This is a genomic window from Pseudonocardia bannensis (assembly GCF_012911875.1).
GTDB classification, from domain to species: Bacteria; Actinomycetota; Actinomycetes; order Mycobacteriales; family Pseudonocardiaceae; genus Pseudonocardia; species Pseudonocardia bannensis.
This window is the reverse complement of sequence record NZ_JAAXKZ010000066.1, coordinates 12,041-31,598: the sequence shown is the minus strand read 5'-3', so window position 1 is coordinate 31,598 and position 19,558 is coordinate 12,041. Positions and strand designations below refer to the sequence as shown.

The following is a 19,558-nucleotide window of genomic DNA, read 5'->3' as shown; positions in this document are numbered from 1 at the left end:
CCCCGCGGCCCCGCCCGCGGATGCCGCCGCGCCGGCCGGTGACGCGGGCGCCGCCCCGGCCCCGGATGCCCCGGCCACCGCCGGTCAGGCCGGAGCCCCGGCTCCCGCCGCGCCGGGCGTTTCCGCAGGTCAGGCCGACCCGGTCGCAGGCGGAGCAGGCTGATGCCGGCAGCTCCGCCCCGGTCCCGGCCGGCCGGTGCGGCGCGCAACTCACCGTCGCGCCGGCCTGTGCCGCGCCGCCCCGGCGCACGCACCGGCGACCTCGCGCGCCGGATGAAGATCGGCCGCATCGTGCTGGTCGTCGCGCTTGCGCTGAGCGGGCTCAAGCTCGTCGCGGTGCAGACCGTGCAGTCCGCCGAGCTGACCGCGAACTCCGCGAAGCAGCGCACCAGCAAGATCGTCATCGCGGCCGAGCGCGGTTCGATACTCGATCGCGCGGGCAACCCGCTCGCCTTCAGCACCGAGGCCCGGGCCCTGGTGACCAACCCGCGTCTGATCAACTCCGTCAAACGGGAGGGGGCGGCGGCGTACAAGGCCGACATGGCCGCCGCCGTCGCCGAGCGCACCGGGGCGGACCGCAACGCCCTGCTCGCGTCGCTGAACAGCGATCGCGGTTATGTCGTGCTCGCGCCGCTCGCCGACCCCGACGTGGCCCGCGCGATCCGGGAGCGGTTCCCGGAGATCGCCGAGGAGAAGCGCGAGTCGCGCCAGTACCCCGGTGGGACGCTCGCGGCCAACGTCATCGGCGCCGCCTCCTGGAACAGCACGGACCAGAAGCTGAGCGGGTTGATCGGGCTGGAGAGCTCGCAGGACAACGTGCTGGCGGGTACCGACGGCATGCAGATCGTGGACACCGCCGAGGGCAGCTCCACGGTGATCCCCGGCAGTATCCGCGCCGAACGCCCCGCGACCCCCGGCTCGGACGTGCAGCTGACGCTGGACTCCGACCTGCAGTACTCGGTGCAGCGCCAACTCGGTGACTACGTGACCAGGACCGGGGCCAAGGGCGGCTCGGCGGTGGTGCTGGACGCCGCGACCGGTGAGGTCCTCGCGCTGGCCAACGGTGCGACGTTCGACCCGAGCAACCTCGCGGGCGCGGACAACAAACTTCTGGGCAACGCCGCGGTGTCCAACCCGTTCGAGCCCGGCTCCGTCAACAAGATCGTCACGATGGCGGCGGCGTTGGAGTACGGGCTGGCGAACCCGGAGGACGTGCTGGCGGTCCCCGGCAGCATCAAGGTCGCGGACCGCACGGTCAACGACGCCTGGAAGCACGGGGTCGAGAACTACACGCTGACCGGTGTGCTGGCGAAGTCGTCGAACGTCGGGACGATCATGATGGCGCAGAAGGTCGGGGAGGACCGGTTCGCCGACATGCTGACCCGCTTCGGGCTGGGACAGCGGACGGGCGTCGGGCTGCCCGGGGAGAGCGCCGGGCGGGTGCCGGCACGGGAGTCCTGGTCCGGGTCGACCTTCGGCAACCTGCCCATCGGCCAGGGTCTGTCGATGACGGTGCTGCAGATGGCCGGGATGTACCAGGCCGTGGCCAACGACGGCGTGCGGATCCCGCCCCGGATCGTCTCCGCCACGATCGGCCCGGACGGGGCGCGGACACCGTCGCCCGCGCCGGAGCCGGTGCGCGTCATCTCGCCGGAGACCGCCCAGAAGCTGCGCACCATGCTGACGGCGGTGACCCAGGACGCCCGCGGGCAGCGGGGCACGGGGCCGGCGGCCGCCGTCCCCGGGTACCAGGTGAGCGGCAAGACGGGGACCGCGCAGCAGGTCGACCCGTCCTGCGGGTGTTACGCGAAGTCGACCTACTGGATCACGTTCGCCGGGATGCTGCCGGCGCAGGATCCGCGGTACGTCATCGGGATCATGCTCGACGCGCCCCAGGGTGGCACCAGTGCGGCGCCGCTGTTCCACGACATCGCGAGCTACCTGGCCCAGCGCGAGCAGATCCCGGTGAGCACCGAACCGCCACTGGTGCAGACACTCGTCGCTCCCTGACGGCATCGGCCCCGACGTGCACCCGCAGGGCACCACCGATCGTGCGGGCGGCTGCGCGGGGCCTCCCGGCCCGGCTTCCGGCCCGGCTCCCGGCACTGACGACGGCCGGCGCGGCCACTGGTGGGCCCTCGGCGCCGACCGGCCGCACAGCCCCCGGGACGGGCGCCGCGGCGGCGCGGACAGGGCTCCGTGCGGCGCCCACCGTCCGGGTGTCGATCACCGGCGCGGGCGCCGCGGTCACCGGCCGGGCCCCGGCGCGCCCCCGCGAACCGGCCCGGCGCGGGTCGACGACCACCGGTGGGCTGCCTGCGGCGGGTGGTGGGACCCACCGGCAGACGTGGTTCGCGACGCCGGTGCGGCGCAGGCCGGATCCGGGACGCCGGTAGCCTTCCCCGACGTGTCGCCCGCCTGCTCATCCGTCCCGGACGGAGCCACCGCGCCCCCGCGGCCGGCGCACGTGCGGTCACTCGAACCGGCCGTGCTGGCCGCCGCGGCGGGCGCCGAGTTCCGCCCGCCGTCAGCCGACCCCGCGTCGTCCCGCCCCGTCTCCGGGGTCACCCTGCGCGCGGCCGAGGTGCGCCCCGGCGACCTGTTCGCGGCGCTTCCCGGGGCCCGCGCGCACGGGGCCGACTTCGCCACGCTCGCGCTGTCGGCCGGGGCCGCGGCCGTGCTCACCGACCCGGACGGGGCGGCCCGCCCGGCGCTCGCCGGCGTCCCGCTGCTCGTCCACCCCCACCCGCGCGACGTGCTCGGCACCGTCGCGGCGCACGTCTACGGGGACCCCACGGCGCGTCTCGACGTGATCGGGGTGACGGGGACCAGCGGCAAGACCACCGTCGCGCACCTGCTCGAGGCCGGGCTCGCCGCCGGGGGGCGGACCCCCGGGCTGCTGGGCACCGTGCAGACCCGGGTGCACGGCCCGGACGGCGAGAGCCTGCCCAGCACCTTCACCACCCCCGAGGCCCCGGACCTGCAGGCGCTGTTCGCGAGGATGGCCGAGGCCGGGGTCACCGACGTGGCCATGGAGGTCTCCAGCCACGCGCTCGCGCTCGGCCGGGTGGCCGGCACCCGCTTCGCCGTCGGCGCGTTCACCAACCTGTCCCAGGACCACCTCGACTTCCACGCCGACCTGGACGACTACTTCGAGGCCAAGGCGCGCCTGTTCGACGGCCGGGCCCGCCACCACGTCGTCTGCGTCGACGACGAGTGGGGCCGCCGGCTGGCCGCGCGCACGCCCGGGGCGGTCACCGTCTCGACCACCGGCGTGGCCGACTGGCGGGCCGTGGACGTCGAGACCGATCCCGACGGCACCCAGCACTTCGGTGCCGTGCCCCCCGACGGTGTGATGGTCCCGGTCCGGCTGCGTCTCCCGGGGGCGTTCAACGTCGGCAACGCGCTCGTCGCGCTGGCCTGCCTGGATGCGGTGGGGGTGCCCGCCGCGGTGGCGGCGGAGCGCTTCGCCGAGCTGACCGTCCCGGGCCGGATGCAGCGTGTCGAGGCCGGGCAGCCGTTTCTCGCGATCGTCGACTACGCGCACAAGCCCGCCGCGGTGGCCGCCCTGCTCGACGCGTTGCGGCGCCAGGTCGAGGGCCGGCTGCTGGTCGTGCTGGGCTGCGGCGGCGACCGCGACGCCGGCAAGCGCCCGGTGATGGGCTCGGTCGCCGCGGCCCGCTCGGAGCTGCTGGTGATCACCGACGACAACCCGCGGAGCGAGGAGCCGGCCGCGATCCGCAAGGCGATGCGGGCCGGTGCGGAGGCCGAGCCGCGTCGCGGCGACCTGCTGGAGATCGGCGACCGGCGGGCCGCGATCGCCGCTGCGGTGGCGATGGCCAAGCCGGGCGACGCGGTGGTCGTGGCCGGCAAGGGCCACGAGACCGGCCAGGAGATCAACGGCGTCAAGCACCCCTTCAACGATGTCGACGAGCTGGTGGCCGCGATCGTCGCGGCCGGCGGGGGCGCCTCGTGACGAGCGACCCGAGCAGGATCGGAAGTACTGAATGATCGAGATGCGGCTGGCCGAGATCGCCGCCGTGACCGGTGGCCGGTTGCACCGGGCGTCCGGTGAGGAACTGGTCACGGCGGTGGAGTTCGACTCCCGCGCGGTGGGGCCGGGCGGGTTGTTCCTCGCGCTGCCCGGCGAGCGCGTGGACGGGCACGACTTCGCGGCCGCCGCGGTCGCGGCCGGTGCGGCCGGAGTGCTCGCGGGCCGGGAGGTCGACGCCCCCGCGGTGATCGTCCCGCCGGCGGAGCAGGCCGCCGGAACCTACCTGGCCGAGTTCGACCCCGCGGGCGCCGGTGCCGCTGTGCTCGCCGCGCTGGCCCGGCTGGCCCGGCACGTCGTGGACACCCTCGGGGACCTGACCGTCGTCGGGGTGACCGGCAGCTCCGGCAAGACCTCGACCAAGGACCTCCTCGCCGCGGTGCTCGGCCCCCTCGGCCCCACGGTGGCCCCGCCCGGGTCGTTCAACAACGAGCTGGGCCACCCCTGGACCGTGCTGCGGGCCGACGCGGCCACCCGGCACCTGGTACTCGAGCTGTCCGCCCGCGGCGCCGGGCACATCACCGCCCTGAGCGCGATCGCCCCGCCACGGATCGGCGTCGTGCTCAACGTCGGACGTGCGCACCTCGGCGAGTTCGGCTCGCAGGAGGCCGTCGCCCGGGCCAAGGGCGAGCTCGTCGAGGCGCTGCCCGCGGCGGCCCGGGGTGGGGTCGCGGTGCTCAACGCCGATGACCCGGCCGTCGCCGCGATGGCCGGCCGCACCACCGCCCGCGTCGTCACCGTCGGGCAGGCCCCCGAGGCGGCCGTCCGCGCCGAGGACGTGACCCTGGACGGGGGCCGCCCGCGGTTTCGGCTGGTCACCCCGGTAGGGGAGGCCGCCGTCGCGTTGCAGCTCGTCGGCGCCCACCACGTCGGAAACGCGCTGGCCGCCGCCGCGGTCGGACTCGAGCTGGGAGCGACGCCGGCGGAGGTGGCCGCGGCGCTGTCGGCCAGCCGGCCGGTCTCGCGCTGGCGGATGGAGGTCACCGAACGCCGTGACGGGGTGACCGTGGTCAACGACGCGTACAACGCCAACCCGGAGTCGATGCGGGCCGCGCTGCAGGCGCTGGTCGCGATCGGGGCCGGTCCACCGGGCGGGAGCGGGCGCCGCACCTGGGCCGTGCTGGGCCGGATGGCCGAGCTGGGGGAGCAGGCCGCGGCCGCGCACGTCGAGGTCGCCGCCGCCGCCGCCGAACTGGGTGTCGACCGCCTCGTCGCCGTCGACCACACCGAGTACGGCTCGGCGGCAGAGCACGTCGGTGACGTCGACGCGGCGGTCGAGCTGCTGCGCGCGGAGCTGCGCCCCGGCGACGTGGTGCTGGTCAAGGCGTCCCGCGCGGTCGGCCTGGACCGGATCGCCGCCGACCTGCTGCACCCCCGCGACGATTCGAGCACGGAGCTGGTGTCCCGGTGAGAGCCGTCTTCATCGCCGCCGGTGTCGCGCTGGCGGTGTCCATCCTGCTGACCCCGTACCTGATCCGGTTCTTCGCCCGGCAGGGATTCGGCCAGGAGATCCGCGCCGACGGCCCGGCCAGCCACAAGAGCAAGCGCGGCACCCCCACCATGGGCGGGGTCGCGATCCTGCTGTCGATCTGGGTCGGCTACGCGGCCGCGCACGTGCTCGTGGGCGAACCGGTGACGGCCTCGGCGCTGCTGGTGCTGTTCCTGACCACCGCACTCGGCATCGTCGGCTTCATCGACGACTTCATCAAGATCCGCCGGCAGCGCAACCTGGGGCTGAACAAGACCTCCAAGCTCGTCGGGCAGTTGCTCACGGCGGTCGTGTTCGCGGTGCTGGCGCTGCGGTTCGCCAACGAGCGGAACCTGACCCCGGCCTCGGACAAGCTGTCGTTCGTCCGCGAGATCGCGGTGCTGTCCTTCGGTGCGGTCGGCTTCGTGCTGTTCTGCTACCTGGTCGTGTCGGCGTGGTCGAACGCGGTGAACCTCACCGACGGCCTGGACGGGCTCGCGGCCGGTACCTCGGCGATGGTGCTCGCCACCTACGTGATCATCGGGTTCTGGCAGTTCCGCAACAGCTGCGCGCTGGCCTCGGCGGCCGGTTGCTACGAGGTGCGTGACCCGCTCGACGTGGCCGTCGTGGCGGCCGCGGCGATGGGTGGCTGCATCGGGTTCCTGTGGTGGAACGCGGCGCCGGCCCGCATCTTCATGGGCGACACCGGCTCGCTCGCGCTCGGCGGTCTGATCGCCGGGTTGTCCATGGTCACCCACACCGAGCTGCTGCTCGTGGTGATCGGCGGGGTGTTCGTGGTCGAGGCGCTGTCGGTCGCGCTGCAGATCGTCGTGTTCCGCACGACGCGCAGACGGCTGTTCCGGATGGCACCGTTCCACCACCATTTCGAACTGGCCGGGTGGGCGGAGACCACGGTGATCATCCGGTTCTGGTTGCTCGCCGCCGTCTGCGCCGCCCTCGGGCTGGGCATCTTCTACAGCGAGTGGCTCACCGCCTCCGCGGGCCTGTGATGCCACCCGCCGCGTCGTGGAGTCATGACGCGCTCGTGGGGATGGTGGGCAGGCATGGGCGAGGGAACTGAGGGATCTGGCGTGAGTGATGAGCTGGCCGGTCGGCGGGTCCTGGTGGCCGGCGCCGGCATCTCCGGGCTGGCCGCCGCGGAGGCGCTGGTCGCGGCCGGCGCCCGGGTCACGGTGACCGACGACAACCCCGCGAGCCTGGCCGAGCTGCCCGCCGGCGCCGAGCCGGGTGACGGCGGGATCCCCGACGGCACCTCGCTGATCGTGACGAGCCCGGGCCGTCGTCCGGACCACCCGCTGGTGGCGGCGGCCGCGGCGGCCGGGATCGAACTGGTCGGCGAGCCGGAGCTGGCGTGGCGGCTGGGAGCCGCCCGACCCGAGCCCCCCGTGTGGCTCGCCGTCACCGGCACGAACGGCAAGACCACGACCGTCGGGATGCTCGCCGCGATCCTGCGCGCCGCCGGGCTCGACGCCGTGGCCTGCGGCAACATCGGCTACCCCGTGGTCAGCGCGGTCTGCGCGGGCCACCGGGTGCTCGCGGTGGAGCTGTCCAGCTTCCAGCTGCACTGGTCGCCGTCGGTCCGGCCGGCGGCCGGCTGCGTGCTCAACATCGCCGAGGACCACCTGGACTGGCACGGCGGCATGCCCGCCTACGCCGCGGCCAAGGCCGCGGCGCTCACCGGCCCGGTCGCGGTCGCCGGTGTCGACGACCCGGCCGCGGCGGCGCTGCTGGCCGCCTCGCCGGCGTCGCACCGGGTCGGGGTGACGCTCGGCGAACCCGGCCCCGACCAGCTCGGCATCGTCGGCGGGACGCTCGTCGACCGTGCCTTCGGTGACGGCCCGGTCCCGCTGATCGACGCCGCCCGGGTGAGCCCCGCCGGCCCGCCCGGCCTCACCGACGCCCTCGCCGCCGCCGCGTTGGCCCGCGCGCACGGCGTCTCGGCGGACGCCGTCCGCGACGGCCTGGCGGGTTTCCGGCCGGGCCCGCACCGCGCCGCACCGGTCGGCACGGTGGCCGGAGTGCGCTACGTCGACGACTCCAAGGCGACCAACCCGCACGCCGCCGACGCGTCGCTCGCCGCCCAGGCGGGGGCCGGGATCGTGTGGATCGTCGGGGGGCTGCTGAAGGGGGCCTCGGTCGACGACCTCGTCGCCCGGCACGCCGACCGGCTGGCCGCCGCCGTGGTGATCGGCACCGACCGGGCGGAGATCGTCGCAGCACTGGCGCGACACGCCCCCGACGTCCCCGTCGCCGAGGTGACCACAGGTGACGATGACCCCATGACGACCGCCGTGCGCCGCGCCGCCGCGCTCGCCCGACCGGGTGATGTGGTGCTCCTCGCCCCGGCCGCCGCGTCGATGGACCAGTTCCGCGACTACGCCCACCGTGGCGAGGCGTTCGCCACGGCGGTCGCGGAACTGGCCGCTCGCACGGGATCCGCGGCGGAGGCTCTCGGATGAGCCCGGCCCCGACCCGGCGTGGCGGGGCCCGGCCGGTCCGGGGCCCCCGCTCCGGCGCCCCCGCCCCGCTCTCCGGCCTGCGCGTCGCGGTCGGTCGCGCGGCCACGGCACTGGCGCAGTGGCTGCGCCGCCCGCTGACCTCGCTGCACCTCGTCCTCGCCGTGTTCGGTTTGCTGACGTCGTTCGGGCTGGTGATGGTGCTGTCCGCGTCGGCGGTGGAGGCGTTCGCCGCGGGCGGGTCGTCCTACTCGGTCTTCACCCGCCAGGTGATGTTCTGCGCGGTGGGGCTCGTCGTGTTCTGGGTCGGGCTGCGGATCCCGCCGCGCACCCTGCGCCGGCTCGCCCCGGTGTGCCTGGTGCTGTGCACCGTGCTGCTCGCGCTCGTGCTCATCCCGGGGGTCGGGACGGTGCGCGGCGGCTCGCGGGCCTGGTTCACGCTCGGCTCGTTCGCGTTCCAGCCCGGCGAGCCGGCCAAGGTGGCGCTCGCCCTGTGGGGCGCGCACGTCCTGGCCGCCCGGCGGGCGGTGATGCACCGCTGGCGGCACGCGCTGTCGCCGGTGGTGCCCATCGCCCTGGTGCTGGCCACCCTGATCGTGCTCCAGCCCGACCTGGGCATGACGATCTCGCTCGGCATCGTGCTCATCGCGCTGCTGTTCTTCGCGGGCGCGTCGATGAAGCTGCTGGCCGGCCTCACCGCGGGGGCCATGGCCGGTGCCCTGATCCTGGGCCTGACGGCCGGGTACCGGCAGGCCCGGATCACCGCGTTCCTCTCCCCGGACACCTCCGATCCGCTGGGTCCGGCCTACCAGGCCACCCAGGCCCTCTACTCGCTCGCCGACGGCGGGTTGCTCGGCGTCGGGCTGGGCCAGGGCCGGGCCAAGTGGAGCTACCTGCCCAACGCCCACAACGACTTCATCTTCGCGATCATCGGCGAGGAGCTCGGCTTCGTCGGCGCGTTCGCGGTGCTCGCGCTGTTCGCGACCCTGGCCTACACCGGCCTGCGGATCGCCACCCGCAACACCGATCCGTGGCTGCGAATCGTCTGTGCCACGCTCACCGTCTGGCTCGCCGCCCAGGCGGCGATCAACATCGGGTACGTCGTGGGCCTGCTGCCGGTGACCGGGCTGCAGCTGCCCCTGATCTCGTCCGGAGGCACCTCGCTGGTGGTCACCATGTTCGCGTTCGGCATCCTCGCCAACGCCGCCCGGCACGAGCCGGAGGCGGTCGCCGTGCTCCAGGCTCAGGGCCAGGGAAAGCTGGCCCGGCTGCTGCGCCTGCCCCCGCCGGAGCCCTACCGGGCGCCGGTCGTCCGGCCGCCGGCCCAGCGCGGGGCGGTGCGCCGGTGAGCCCGTCGAAGCTGTCCGTCGTCGTCGCGGGCGGGGGCAGCGCCGGGCACATCGAACCCGCGCTGGCCTTCGCCGACGCCGTCCGCAGGCTGCACCCGCACGCCGAGGTCACCGCGCTCGGCACCGAGCGCGGGCTCGACACCCAGCTCATCCCGGCCCGTGGCTACCCACTCGAACTGATCCCGCCGGTGCCGCTGCCACGCAGGCCCAGTGGCGACCTGCTACGGCTGCCCGGGCGGGTCCGCGCCGCCGTCTCCCGGGTCCGTGAGGTGCTCGACAAGACCGGCGCCGACGTCGTCGTCGGGTTCGGTGGGTACGTCGCCCTGCCGGCCTACCTCGGTGCGCGTGGCCGCGCCCCGATCGTGGTGCACGAGGCGAACGCCCGTGCCGGGCTGGCGAACAAGGTCGGGGCGCGGTTCGCCGCGGCCGTCGCGACCGCGGTGCCCGGCAGCGGGCTGCCCGGCGAGCAGGTGGTCGGGATGCCGCTGCGACGGGCCATCACCGGGCTGGACCGGGCGGCGCTGCGGGCGCAGGCCCGAGCGCACTTCGGACTGCCCGCGGACGGCCCGGTGCTGCTCGTCTTCGGCGGCTCGCAGGGCGCCCGCACGCTCAACACCGCGATCGCCGCGGCCCTGCCCGGGTTCGTCGACGCCCGCGTCGCGGTGCTGCACGCGCACGGGCGGACCGGCACCGCCGCGGCCCCGGCGCCCGGCTATGTCCCGCTGCCCTACATCGACCGGATGGACCTCGCCTACGCCGCGGCCGACGCCGTCCTCGGCCGCTGCGGGATGACGACCGTTGCGGAGGTGACGGCCGTCGGGCTGCCGGCGGTGTACGTCCCGCTGCCGCACGGCAACGGCGAGCAGGCGCTCAACGCGGAGCCGGTGATCGCGGCGGGCGGGGGGGTGCTCGTGCCCGACGCCGAGCTGACCGGCGAGCGGGCGCTGGCCGAGCTGCTGCCGCTGCTCACCGATCACGGCCGGCTGGCCGCGATGGGCGCCGCCGCCCGGGCGTCCGGGCACGCCGACGCCGACGAGCGGCTCGCCCGCCTGGTCTTCGAGGTGCTGGCCCGATGACCGCCACCGGAGCGAGCGTGCTCGGTGAACGGGTTCACCTGATCGGGATCGGCGGCGCCGGGATGAGCGGGATCGCCCGCATCCTGCTGGCCCGCGGCATCGCGGTGTCCGGCTCCGACGCCAAGGACTCCCGTGCCGTGCTCGCGCTGCGGGCGCTGGGTGCCCGGGTGGAGGTCGGACACGACGCCGGCCACCTGGAGCTGCTGGACGGGCCGCCGACCGTGGTGGTGTCCACCGCGATCCGCGAGACCAACCCGGAGCTGGCCGCCGCCCGGACGCGCGGACTGACCGTCGTGCACCGCGCCGACGCGCTCGCCGCACTGACCACCGGGCGCAGGGTGGCGGCGGTCGCGGGCACCCACGGCAAGACGTCGACGACCTCGATGCTCACCGTCGCCCTGCAGCACTGCGGGGTCGACCCGTCGTTCGCGATCGGTGGTGACCTGGCGGCGTCCGGGGCCGGGGCGCACCACGGCGGTGGTGACGTGTTCGTCGTCGAGGCCGACGAGAGCGACGGCTCGTTCACCGCGTTCTCCCCGCGGATCGCGATCGTCACCAACGTCGAACCCGACCACCTCGACCACCACGGCGACGAGCAGGCCTACCGGAGGGTGTTCGAGGCGTTCGTCGGCCGGATCGAACCCGGCGGCATCCTCATCAGCTGCGCCGACGACCCGGGTGCGGAGACCCTGGCCCGGTACGCCGAGGAGCGCGGGCTCACAGTCCGCCGGTACGGCCGCGGCGCCACCGCCGACGCGGACGCGGCGCTGCTGGACTTCCGGCCGGAGGGCCCCGGTGCCCGCGTCCGGGCCCGGCACCGTGGTGTGGAGCTCGCGGTACGGCTGTCGGTGCCCGGCGAGCACATGGCGCTCAACGCCCTGGGCGCCTTCCTGGCCGGCGTCGAGCTGGGCGCCCCGGTCGACGGGCTGCTGGCCGGCCTGGCCGCGTTCGACGGGGTCCGCAGGCGCTTCGAGTACAAGGGCCGGGCGGCGGGGGTGGCGGTCTACGACGACTACGCCCACCACCCCACCGAGGTCGCCGCGACCCTGCGGGCGGCCCGCGAGGTGTCCGCCGCCGCCGGGCAGGGCGGCCGGGTCGGCCGGGTCATCGTCGCGTTCCAGCCGCACCTGTACTCCCGGACCCGCACGTTCGCCGCGGAGTTCGGGCAGGCCCTCGCGCTGGCCGACGAGGTGGTGGTGCTCGACATCTACGGTGCCCGCGAGGATCCCGAACCCGGGGTCACGGCCGCGCTGGTCACCGACGCGGTCGCGCTCCCGGCGGACCGGGTGCACCACGTGCCGAGCTGGTCGGAGGTGCCTCGGGTGGTCGCCGGTCTGGCGCGGCCTGGTGACCTGGTGCTCACGATGGGGGCCGGGGACGTCACCGTGCTCGGTCCCGAGGTGCTGCTCGAGCTGGAACGGCGGGCGGGGAGCACCGGGTGATCCGCCCGTCGCCGCGTTCGACCGCGTCCCGCACGGCCCGGACGGTCCGGCGCCGCCCGGCCCGCGGCGAGGCCGGGGACGCGGCGAAGCGGGCCCGGGGCAGGGCGGCCGCGGCCGGCCGGGCCCGTGCTGGCGGCGAGACCACGGCCGGGCGCAGGCCGCCGCGCCGTCCCGGTCCCGCGCCGCACCATCTGCGCCGGCGCCGGCTGGCGCTGCTCGCCGTCGTCGTGGTCCTGCTGGCCGGGATGGGCGTGACGGTGCGGGTGCTGCTCTACGACAGCGGCCTGGCCGATGTCGAGCAGGTCGAGGTGACCGGCGCGCTGACCCTCCCGGTGCCGGACGTGCTGGCGGCCGCCGCGGTCGAGCCGGGCTCGCCGCTGGCCGCGGTGGACGTGGTCGCGGTGGCCGACCGGGTCGCCGCGCTGCCCGGGGTGGCGCGTGTCGACGTCTCCCGCAACTGGCCGCACACCGTCGCGATCGCGGTCACCGAGCGGGTCGCGGTGGCGCTGGCCGGCACGGCGCAGGGTCTCTTCCTCGTCGACGACACCGGGGTCGCGTTCCGGCCCGCGCCGGAGGTCCCCCCGCAGCTGCCGCGCCTCGGCGTCGGCTCCGTGGGCCCGGACGATCCGGGGACGACCGCCGCGCTGGACGTCCTGGCCGCGCTGCCGGAGCCGGTGCGGTCCCAGGTGCAGACCATCGACGTGACGGGTCCGGTGGTGGCCGGGGGGTCCCCGTCGCTGGAGCTCGGCCTGACCGACGGTCGTCGGGTCCGGTGGGGATCACCCGATCGGTCGGACCGCAAGGCCGCGGTGCTCGTGCCGCTCCTGACCCAGGAGGGCGCGGTCTACGATGTCGCGAGCCCGGAGCTGCCCACCGTCCGTCGCTGATCGTGTCGCCTCGATCACGGAACGGTCTCACCGCTGGACAACCCCCACTTGGAGGGTTGCCCGCGCGCGGCGCGCCTGCTGGACCGTCGAGATGGCGGGACCTAGCGTTCGCGAGGAAGGCCCGGCCCGAGCCGAGCTGGACCGGACCCGCTGGACTGGAAGGTGCCGCGCATGACGCCCCCGCACAACTACCTGGCCGTCATCAAGGTCGTCGGCATCGGTGGCGGCGGCGTGAACGCCGTCAACCGCATGATCGAGGTCGGCCTCAAGGGGGTCGAGTTCATCGCGGTCAACACCGATGCGCAGGCCCTGCTGATGTCTGACGCCGATGTGAAGCTCGACATCGGCCGTGAGCTGACCCGGGGTCTCGGCGCCGGGGCCAACCCCGAGGTCGGCCGCAAGGCCGCCGAGGACCACCGCGAGGAGATCGAGGAGGTCCTCAAGGGGGCCGACATGGTCTTCGTGACCGCCGGCGAGGGCGGCGGCACCGGCACCGGTGGCGCGCCCGTCGTGGCGAGCATCGCCCGCAAGCTCGGTGCGCTCACCATCGGTGTGGTCACCCGGCCGTTCACCTTCGAGGGCAAGCGCCGTGCCGGGCAGGCCGAGGACGGCATCCAGTCGCTGCGCAACGAGTGCGACACCCTGATCGTCATCCCGAACGACCGGCTGCTGCAGCTCGGCGACGTGGGCGTGTCCCTGATGGACGCGTTCCGCTCGGCCGACGAGGTGCTGCTCTCCGGTGTGCAGGGGATCACCAACCTGATCACCACCCCGGGCCTGATCAACCTGGACTTCGCCGACGTCAAGAGCGTCATGTCCGGGGCGGGCAGCGCCCTGATGGGGATCGGGTCCTCGCGCGGTGAGGGCCGGGCGGTGCAGGCAGCCGGCAAGGCGATCAACTCGCCGCTGCTCGAGGCGTCCATGGACGGCGCCCAGGGCGTGCTGCTGTCGATCGCCGGCGGCTCGGATCTCGGGCTGTTCGAGATCAACGAGGCGGCGTCGCTGGTGCAGGAGGCCGCGCACCCCGAGGCCAACATCATCTTCGGCACGGTGATCGACGACTCACTCGGCGACGAGGTGCGCGTCACCGTGATAGCGGCCGGTTTCGAGGGGGGCACGCCGACCCACAAGAAGCTCGAGCCGGCCGCGTTCCGCTCGGGGGACTCCGCGGCGGCGGACCCCGGGGCCAGCGGCACCACGGCGTCCGCACCCGCTCCCGCGGCCCCTGCGGCGCCCACACCGCCCCCGCCGGCCGTGCCCCAGCATGTCCAGTCCGGCAACGGTTCGCCCCAGGGCAACGGTGCGCCGGTCGGCCCGAACCAGGCGGGTACGCTGCCGCCGGTCTCGCCCTACGCCCCGCCCTCGCCGCGCCAGCCGGAGACCGCGCGACGCGAATCGGGGATGACCGAGCCGGGCGCCACGGGCGGGGCCGCCGAGCCGGCCCCGGCCGCCCCGCCCGCTGCCGCGGCGTCGGCCGCAGCACCGTCGGCCGCGTCCGGTGGGCCGGCCGCATCCGCCGCCCCGGCGAGGTCCTCGGACTCCGACCTCGACGACGACGTGGACGTACCGCCGTTCATGCGGCGTTGACCAGGGCGCCGAGCAGGACGCCGAGTGGTTCGTTGACCGGCGGGACAGCGGGGAGAGCTCCCGGGCCGCGCGTCCGGCGGGTGGTGACCACCCGCGCCGGCGGCCGGTCCACGGGTCCGTTCGCCCGCTTCAACCTGTCCCGCGAGGTCGGTGACGATCCCGCCGCGGTCGCGGCGAACCGGCGCCGGCTCGCGGTGGAGCTGGGGCTGACCCCGGGTGTGGTGTTCCTGCAGCAGGTACACGGCGTCCGGGTCGCCACCGTCGACGCCCCGGCCGATCCGGCGGCACCTGACATCCCCGAGACCGACGCGGTCGTCACCGCGCAGCCCGGCGTCGGGCTCGCGGTGCTCGCGGCCGACTGCGTCCCGGTGCTGCTCGCCGACCCGGTCGCCGGGGTCGTCGGCGCCGCCCACGCGGGGCGGGTGGGTGCCGCAGCCGGGGTGCTGCCGGCCACCGTCGCGGCGATGGCGGAGCTGGGCACCCGGCCCGAGGCTCTCGAGGTGCTGCTGGGGCCCGCGGTGTGCGGCGCCTGCTACGAGGTGCCCGCGGCCATGCGCGCCGAGGTGGACGCGGCGCTGCCGGGCAGCGCCACCCGCACCCGTCGCGGCACGCCGGGGCTGGATCTCCGGGCCGGCTTGCGGCGTCAGCTGGCCGGGATCGGCGTGGCGCGGATCGGCGTCGATCCGCGGTGCACCGTCGAGGACCCGGACCTCTACAGCCATCGCCGCGAGGGCCGCACCGGGCGCCTGGCGGCCGTGACCTGGCTGGACCCCGGCTGACAGCCCCGCACGCGATGCCGCGCCGTGGAGCCATAACGTGGTCCCAGGGGGCTCTGGCACCACGTCAGGGCTCCACAACGCGGTTCGTGGAGGACAGTGGTGAGCACGGTGACCGAGGAACGGCGCGTGGAGCTCGCGCAGCGACTGGAGTCGCTCCGGGAGCGGATCGCCGCGGCCTGCGCCGCCGTCGGCCGGCACCCGGACGAGGTCGCGCTGCTGGCCGTCACCAAGACCGTTCCGGCGGAGGACGTGGCCACCCTGCTCGACCTCGGGCTGGCCACCTTCGGCGAGAACCGGGCGCAGGAGGCCGCGACGAAGGTCACCGAGGTGGCGAAGCTGCGCCCCGATGCCCTGCCGCGGTGGCACTTCGTCGGCGGGCTGCAGCGGAACAAGGTACGGGTGGTGGCCCCGTGGGTGACGCGGGTCGAGTCGGTGGACTCGGTGCGGCTGGCCGACGCGCTGGCCACCGCCGCCCGCCGGGCGGTCGACGACGGAACCCGCGACGGACCCCTGCCGGTACTGCTCCAGTACAGTGTGGACGGTGACCCGAAGCGCGGCGGGGTCTCCGACGCCGGCTTGCTGGAACTCGCCGACCACGTCGAAGGGTGCCCCGACCTGCGGCTGGACGGCCTGATGGCGGTCGCCCCACTGGGAGCCGACCCGGACGCCGCGTTCGCCGCGATCGCGGACGCCGCCGCCCGGCTGCGCGCCGCGCACCCCGGGGCGACCGAGCTGTCGGCCGGGATGAGCGCTGACCTCGACGTGGCGATCCGTCACGGATCGACGAGCGTGCGTGTCGGAACGGCCCTTGTGGGGGAACGGCGGATAACCTCCCGGTGATCGTCGGCCGCGGGGGCGGCCGGGCGACGGGGGCGTCGACGATAGGAGCGCGAATGGGCGCGATGTACCGGCTCAAGGCTTACTTCGGAATGGTGCCGGCCGAGGACATGGGCGAGTACGTCGACGAGCCGGGGATGGACCGCTTCGGCGGCGGGCCCCGGCGTGCCCATGACGATCGCTGGGCCGACCCGGGGGACCGGTTCGACTACGACGACCGGGCCGAGGACCGCTATGACGGCGAGTGGGACCGCCGGCCCGTCCGGGAGCCCGTCCGGTCCGCCGCGCTGGACCGGCCGCGCGACATCCGCGGGGAGAGCCGCGTCGACCGGGAGCCGGCGCGCGGGCTGAGCGGGATCGGCGGCTCGGGTCTCGGTGCCGCCGCCGTCCGCGGCGCGCTGGCCGTCGACCCCGACGCGGCGCTGCGGGAGCCCGTGCGTCCCGTCGAGCGGCCCGTGACCCCCACCGCGGTGCCCGAGCAGCGCGACCGCGGTGCCGCGGCTTTGGCAAAGATCACAACGCTGCAGCCGCGCAGTTACAACGAGGCACGAACGATCGGTGAGCGCTACCGCGACGGCGTGCCCGTCATCATGAACCTCACAGAGCTCGACGACGCGGCGGCCAAGCGGCTCGTCGACTTCGCCGCGGGGCTCGCCTTCGCGCTGCGCGGTTCGATCGACAAGGTCACCAGCCGCGTCTTCCTTCTCACACCGGCGGATGTCGAGGTGTCGGCCGACGACGCCCGCAGGCTCGCAGAACGCGGGTTGTTCCGCCAGGATTGAGCTGTGCCCCTTGCTCTGCAGTTCGTCGTCTACTACGCCCTGTTCTTCTTCTGGCTGCTGCTCACGGCCAGGATCGTCGTCGAGCTGGTGCGCTCGTTCGCGCGTCAGTGGGTGCCGGTCGGCAACAGCGCCGTCGCCCTCGAAGTGATCTTCACAGTGACCGATCCTCCGGTGAAGTTGTTGCGGAGAGTGATCCCCGTCGTCCGCATCGGGGGCGTAGGACTGGACCTGTCGATTATGGTTCTGCTGCTGGTCGTGTTCATACTGATGAACGTTGCCCAGCCGTAGCCGGTGTGAGCCCCAGTCACCCGGTTTCGCCGCCGAGGACTGCATGAGGTGATCCGATGCCGCTGACGCCCGCCGACGTTCATAACGTCGCGTTCAGTAAGCCCCCTATCGGGAAGAGGGGGTACAACGAGGACGAGGTCGACGCGTTCCTCGACCTGGTCGAGGCCGAACTGGCCCGCCTGATCGAGGAGAACGATGACCTGCGCGAGCAGGTCTCCCAGCTCGAGCAGCGACTCGGGAACGCGCAGGCCGACCTGGAGGACGCCCGTTCCCGTCCGCAGGGCGGTTCGCTGGGAGGGCCGGCCGGACCGCCGCCCGCCCAGCAGATGCAGCGCCCGGTCGAGCCGCCGCTGCAGCCGCAGCGTGCGATGGCCGCGCCGCCGCCCCAGATGGCCGACAGCGCCGATCTCGGCGGTGGTGACCACCACGTCCAGGCCGCCAAGGTCCTGGGCCTCGCCCAGGAGATGGCCGACCGGCTGACCGCCGAGGCCAAGAACGAGGCCGACTCGATGCTGGCCGACGCCCGGACGAAGTCCGAGCAGCTGCTCTCCGAGGCCCGCACGAAGTCCGACGGCCTGGTCAACGACGCGCGTGGTCGTGCCGAGACCATGCTCAACGACGCCCGCACGCGGGCGGAGACGCTCGAGCGGCAGTCGCGTGACAAGGCGTCGACCTTGGTGAGTGAGGCCGAGCGCAAGCAGTCCGAGATCATCGGAACCATCCAGCGCGACAAGTCCGTGCTGGAGAAGAAGATCGACGAGCTGCGGACCTTCGAACGGGAGTACCGCACGCGGCTGAAGACCTACCTGGAGTCCCAGCTCCGGGACCTGGAGGGTCGCGGTTCCGCCGCTCCGTCGGACGCCCGGTCGAACCCCAACGGTGGTTACGCCGCCACCGGGTACGGCCAGCGCGCGGACGCGGGCAGCTGACCGCCCCGTTCGGCCCGATCGCCTCACCGACCCGGGTGGACGGCCCCACGCCGCGCCGCCGCACACGGAGTGAATCGTGCTGCTGCTGGTTCTGATCCTCGTTCTGATCGCCTTCGGCCTGCTGGTGGTCGCGCTGCTCTCGGGCAGCGTGTTGTGGGCCTGGGTGTCCGTCGCGGTGAGCGTGGGTGCCGCCGCGGTGCTGCTCGTCGACTGGCTGCAGCGCCGCGCGGCGGTGCGGGCCGGCTCCGACGCCGGCCCTGCCGCCGAGGCTCCGGCCCCACCCGTGGCGGACATCGAGCCGGTCACCGAGGTCATCCCGGTCATTCCCGCCTCCGGGCCCGTTCCCGGGATGTCGCCCGAGCGGCCCACCGGCCCGGTGGTTCCGCCGCCGGCGCCGGTGGATCCGCGCTTCGATCTCACGGGGGACTCGCAGGAGACCGTCGTGATGCCGATGGTCCAGCCGTCCGGCGCTGCGGAGCGACCGTCTGGCGCTGCTGGCGATGTCACCCCATCGGGCATCGTTTCGTCACCCGGTGTGACTGACTCCGAGGGTGCGTCCTCGCTCGCAGGCGTGGACGCCCCCGACGGGTCGGAGGGTGACCGGAACGCTCTCGACGACACCGCCGTGGTGGTCGGGCCGACCGGGACCGCCCCGGGCATGGAGCCCGCGGCACCGGCGCAGGCGGCGCAGCCGGCTCCGCCGGACGGGTCCGACCGGCCGGTCCAACCGGAGGAGTCGGTGCAGCCCGCCGACCCGGGAGCCGACCCAGCGGCTCCCGCGACGGGCGACGCCCCGGGCGGGGTTCCCGCAGGCGCGGTGGCCGGGGCCGAACCCCGAGAGTCCGCGCGACCGGACGGCGACCGCGAGAGCGCGACCGCCGACGGTGTGCCCCAGGCCGCTCCCGGCGATGCGTCGGAGATCGACGGGCCCACCGTGGCGGTGCCGGCCGCGGGTACGCCGGCCGTGGCGGGTACGCCGCCTCCGGCGGGCCCTCCGGCGGGCGAGTCCGGCCGACCCGACGCCCCGGTGGGTGAGATCCCCGCGGGGAGCCGCCCCGAGGCGCCCGGACGGGAGCACCAGGACCCGCGCGGTGTCCAGCAGGACCCGGCCGCCGCGATGGTGCAGCCCGCTCCGAACGAGGAGCCGCCGGAGGAGCAGCGTGACGCCGCGGCCGCGGCGCTCGTCGCGAGGTTGAACGACGAGGTCGTGGTCGTCGACGAGCTCCCGCGGTACCACGTGCCCGGCTGCCGGTCGTTGCCCGGGAAGCCGATCATCCCGCTGCCGGTGCGTGAGGCCGTCGAGCTCGGCTTCACCCCGTGCGGGTGGTGTGCTCCCGACCGCACCCTCAGCAGCCGCCATCCGGCCACGGCACGCTGACGGGCTGTCCCGGCAGGCCGGGAATACCGGGTCGCGCGTGCGCGCTACCCTTTGGATAGCACCATCACAGGCATCGATCCGGCCATCACCGGGGAGCCTCCGGAAGAAACAGGCCCGAGTTGATCCGCCTGGAGTAGACCCGGACGGGAGCGGCCCGTCACAGCCGTGAATCGAGTGGTCGTCGGCGTCGGAACACGCCGGCGGCAAGCGGGGTGGTACCGCGGCGCC

Annotated in this window: 16 protein-coding genes; all 16 read left to right on the top strand. The window is 74.9% G+C overall.

The annotated features are described in order from the left end of the window. Window positions 1-162: 162 nt before the first annotated feature. The 16 genes from HF519_RS17750 (at window position 163) to HF519_RS17675 (ending at window position 19,330) form a co-directional block, all read left to right on the top strand. Window positions 163-2,010 carry a peptidoglycan D,D-transpeptidase FtsI family protein gene (locus HF519_RS17750; protein ID WP_169414083.1) on the top strand — a complete coding sequence of 616 codons (1,848 nt, stop codon included), beginning with the start codon at window positions 163-165 and terminating at the stop codon, window positions 2,008-2,010. 457 nt (window positions 2,011-2,467) lie between these two features. After that, complete coding sequence (locus HF519_RS17745; protein WP_169414082.1) at window positions 2,468-3,976, top strand: UDP-N-acetylmuramoyl-L-alanyl-D-glutamate--2,6-diaminopimelate ligase; 1,509 nt, start codon at window positions 2,468-2,470, stop codon at window positions 3,974-3,976. A gap of 31 nt (window positions 3,977-4,007) precedes the next feature. Further along, on the top strand, window positions 4,008-5,462 hold the full coding sequence (locus tag HF519_RS17740; RefSeq protein ID WP_169414081.1) for a UDP-N-acetylmuramoyl-tripeptide--D-alanyl-D-alanine ligase: 1,455 nt from the start codon (window positions 4,008-4,010) through the stop codon (window positions 5,460-5,462). After that, complete coding sequence (gene mraY, locus HF519_RS17735; RefSeq protein ID WP_169414080.1) at window positions 5,459-6,529, top strand: phospho-N-acetylmuramoyl-pentapeptide-transferase; 1,071 nt, start codon at window positions 5,459-5,461, stop codon at window positions 6,527-6,529. Before HF519_RS17740 ends, mraY begins: the two co-directional genes overlap by 4 nt. A gap of 54 nt (window positions 6,530-6,583) precedes the next feature. Beyond that, window positions 6,584-7,999: a UDP-N-acetylmuramoyl-L-alanine--D-glutamate ligase gene (murD, locus tag HF519_RS17730; RefSeq protein ID WP_169414079.1), complete on the top strand. Its 1,416-nt coding sequence runs from the start codon at window positions 6,584-6,586 to the stop codon at window positions 7,997-7,999. Beyond that, window positions 7,996-9,345, top strand: coding sequence for a putative lipid II flippase FtsW (gene ftsW / locus HF519_RS17725; RefSeq protein ID WP_169414078.1), 1,350 nt, complete (start codon window positions 7,996-7,998; stop codon window positions 9,343-9,345). The genes murD and ftsW overlap by 4 nt, the downstream gene beginning before the upstream one ends. Then, a complete protein-coding gene (locus tag HF519_RS17720) occupies window positions 9,342-10,421 on the top strand; it encodes a UDP-N-acetylglucosamine--N-acetylmuramyl-(pentapeptide) pyrophosphoryl-undecaprenol N-acetylglucosamine transferase (RefSeq protein WP_169414077.1) in 1,080 nt (359 codons plus the stop codon). Before ftsW ends, HF519_RS17720 begins: the two co-directional genes overlap by 4 nt. Further along, on the top strand, window positions 10,418-11,863 hold the full coding sequence (gene murC / locus HF519_RS17715; protein ID WP_169414076.1) for a UDP-N-acetylmuramate--L-alanine ligase: 1,446 nt from the start codon (window positions 10,418-10,420) through the stop codon (window positions 11,861-11,863). Before HF519_RS17720 ends, murC begins: the two co-directional genes overlap by 4 nt. After that, entirely contained in the window at window positions 11,860-12,750 is an 891-nt protein-coding gene (locus tag HF519_RS17710; RefSeq protein ID WP_169414075.1) for a cell division protein FtsQ/DivIB, read from the top strand. The genes murC and HF519_RS17710 overlap by 4 nt, the downstream gene beginning before the upstream one ends. A gap of 171 nt (window positions 12,751-12,921) precedes the next feature. After that, the gene (gene ftsZ, locus HF519_RS17705; RefSeq protein ID WP_169414074.1) at window positions 12,922-14,337 is read left to right on the top strand and encodes a cell division protein FtsZ; all 1,416 of its coding nucleotides are present in this window, start codon (window positions 12,922-12,924) and stop codon (window positions 14,335-14,337) included. 80 nt (window positions 14,338-14,417) lie between these two features. Further along, window positions 14,418-15,116 carry a peptidoglycan editing factor PgeF gene (gene pgeF / locus HF519_RS17700; protein ID WP_312860172.1) on the top strand — a complete coding sequence of 233 codons (699 nt, stop codon included), beginning with the start codon at window positions 14,418-14,420 and terminating at the stop codon, window positions 15,114-15,116. Between the two features lie 108 nt (window positions 15,117-15,224). Continuing rightward, window positions 15,225-15,956 (top strand): YggS family pyridoxal phosphate-dependent enzyme, encoded by a 732-nt coding sequence (locus HF519_RS17695; RefSeq protein ID WP_169414085.1) that lies wholly within the window; start codon window positions 15,225-15,227, stop codon window positions 15,954-15,956. Window positions 15,957-16,009: 53 nt separating this feature from the next. Beyond that, complete coding sequence (locus HF519_RS17690) at window positions 16,010-16,735, top strand: cell division protein SepF (protein WP_169414073.1); 726 nt, start codon at window positions 16,010-16,012, stop codon at window positions 16,733-16,735. A 3-nt stretch (window positions 16,736-16,738) separates the two neighbouring features. Continuing rightward, complete coding sequence (locus HF519_RS17685; RefSeq protein WP_169414072.1) at window positions 16,739-17,023, top strand: YggT family protein; 285 nt, start codon at window positions 16,739-16,741, stop codon at window positions 17,021-17,023. Window positions 17,024-17,079: 56 nt separating this feature from the next. Further along, window positions 17,080-17,952, top strand: coding sequence for a DivIVA-like cell division protein Wag31 (gene wag31 / locus HF519_RS17680; RefSeq protein ID WP_169414071.1), 873 nt, complete (start codon window positions 17,080-17,082; stop codon window positions 17,950-17,952). 76 nt (window positions 17,953-18,028) lie between these two features. Further along, window positions 18,029-19,330: a hypothetical protein gene (locus HF519_RS17675; protein ID WP_169414070.1), complete on the top strand. Its 1,302-nt coding sequence runs from the start codon at window positions 18,029-18,031 to the stop codon at window positions 19,328-19,330. The last annotated feature ends 228 nt before the right edge of the window (window positions 19,331-19,558 follow it).

Coding starts and splice junctions, on each gene's coding strand:
- HF519_RS17690 (WP_169414073.1), top strand. CDS start 16,010: ATGGGCGCGATGTACCGGCTCAAGGCTTACTTCGGAATGGTGCCGGCC.
- wag31 (WP_169414071.1), top strand. CDS start 17,080: ATGCCGCTGACGCCCGCCGACGTTCATAACGTCGCGTTCAGTAAGCCC.
- HF519_RS17750 (WP_169414083.1), top strand. CDS start 163: ATGCCGGCAGCTCCGCCCCGGTCCCGGCCGGCCGGTGCGGCGCGCAAC.
- murC (WP_169414076.1), top strand. CDS start 10,418: ATGACCGCCACCGGAGCGAGCGTGCTCGGTGAACGGGTTCACCTGATC.
- murD (WP_169414079.1), top strand. CDS start 6,584: ATGGGCGAGGGAACTGAGGGATCTGGCGTGAGTGATGAGCTGGCCGGT.
- ftsW (WP_169414078.1), top strand. CDS start 7,996: ATGAGCCCGGCCCCGACCCGGCGTGGCGGGGCCCGGCCGGTCCGGGGC.
- HF519_RS17740 (WP_169414081.1), top strand. CDS start 4,008: ATGATCGAGATGCGGCTGGCCGAGATCGCCGCCGTGACCGGTGGCCGG.
- ftsZ (WP_169414074.1), top strand. CDS start 12,922: ATGACGCCCCCGCACAACTACCTGGCCGTCATCAAGGTCGTCGGCATC.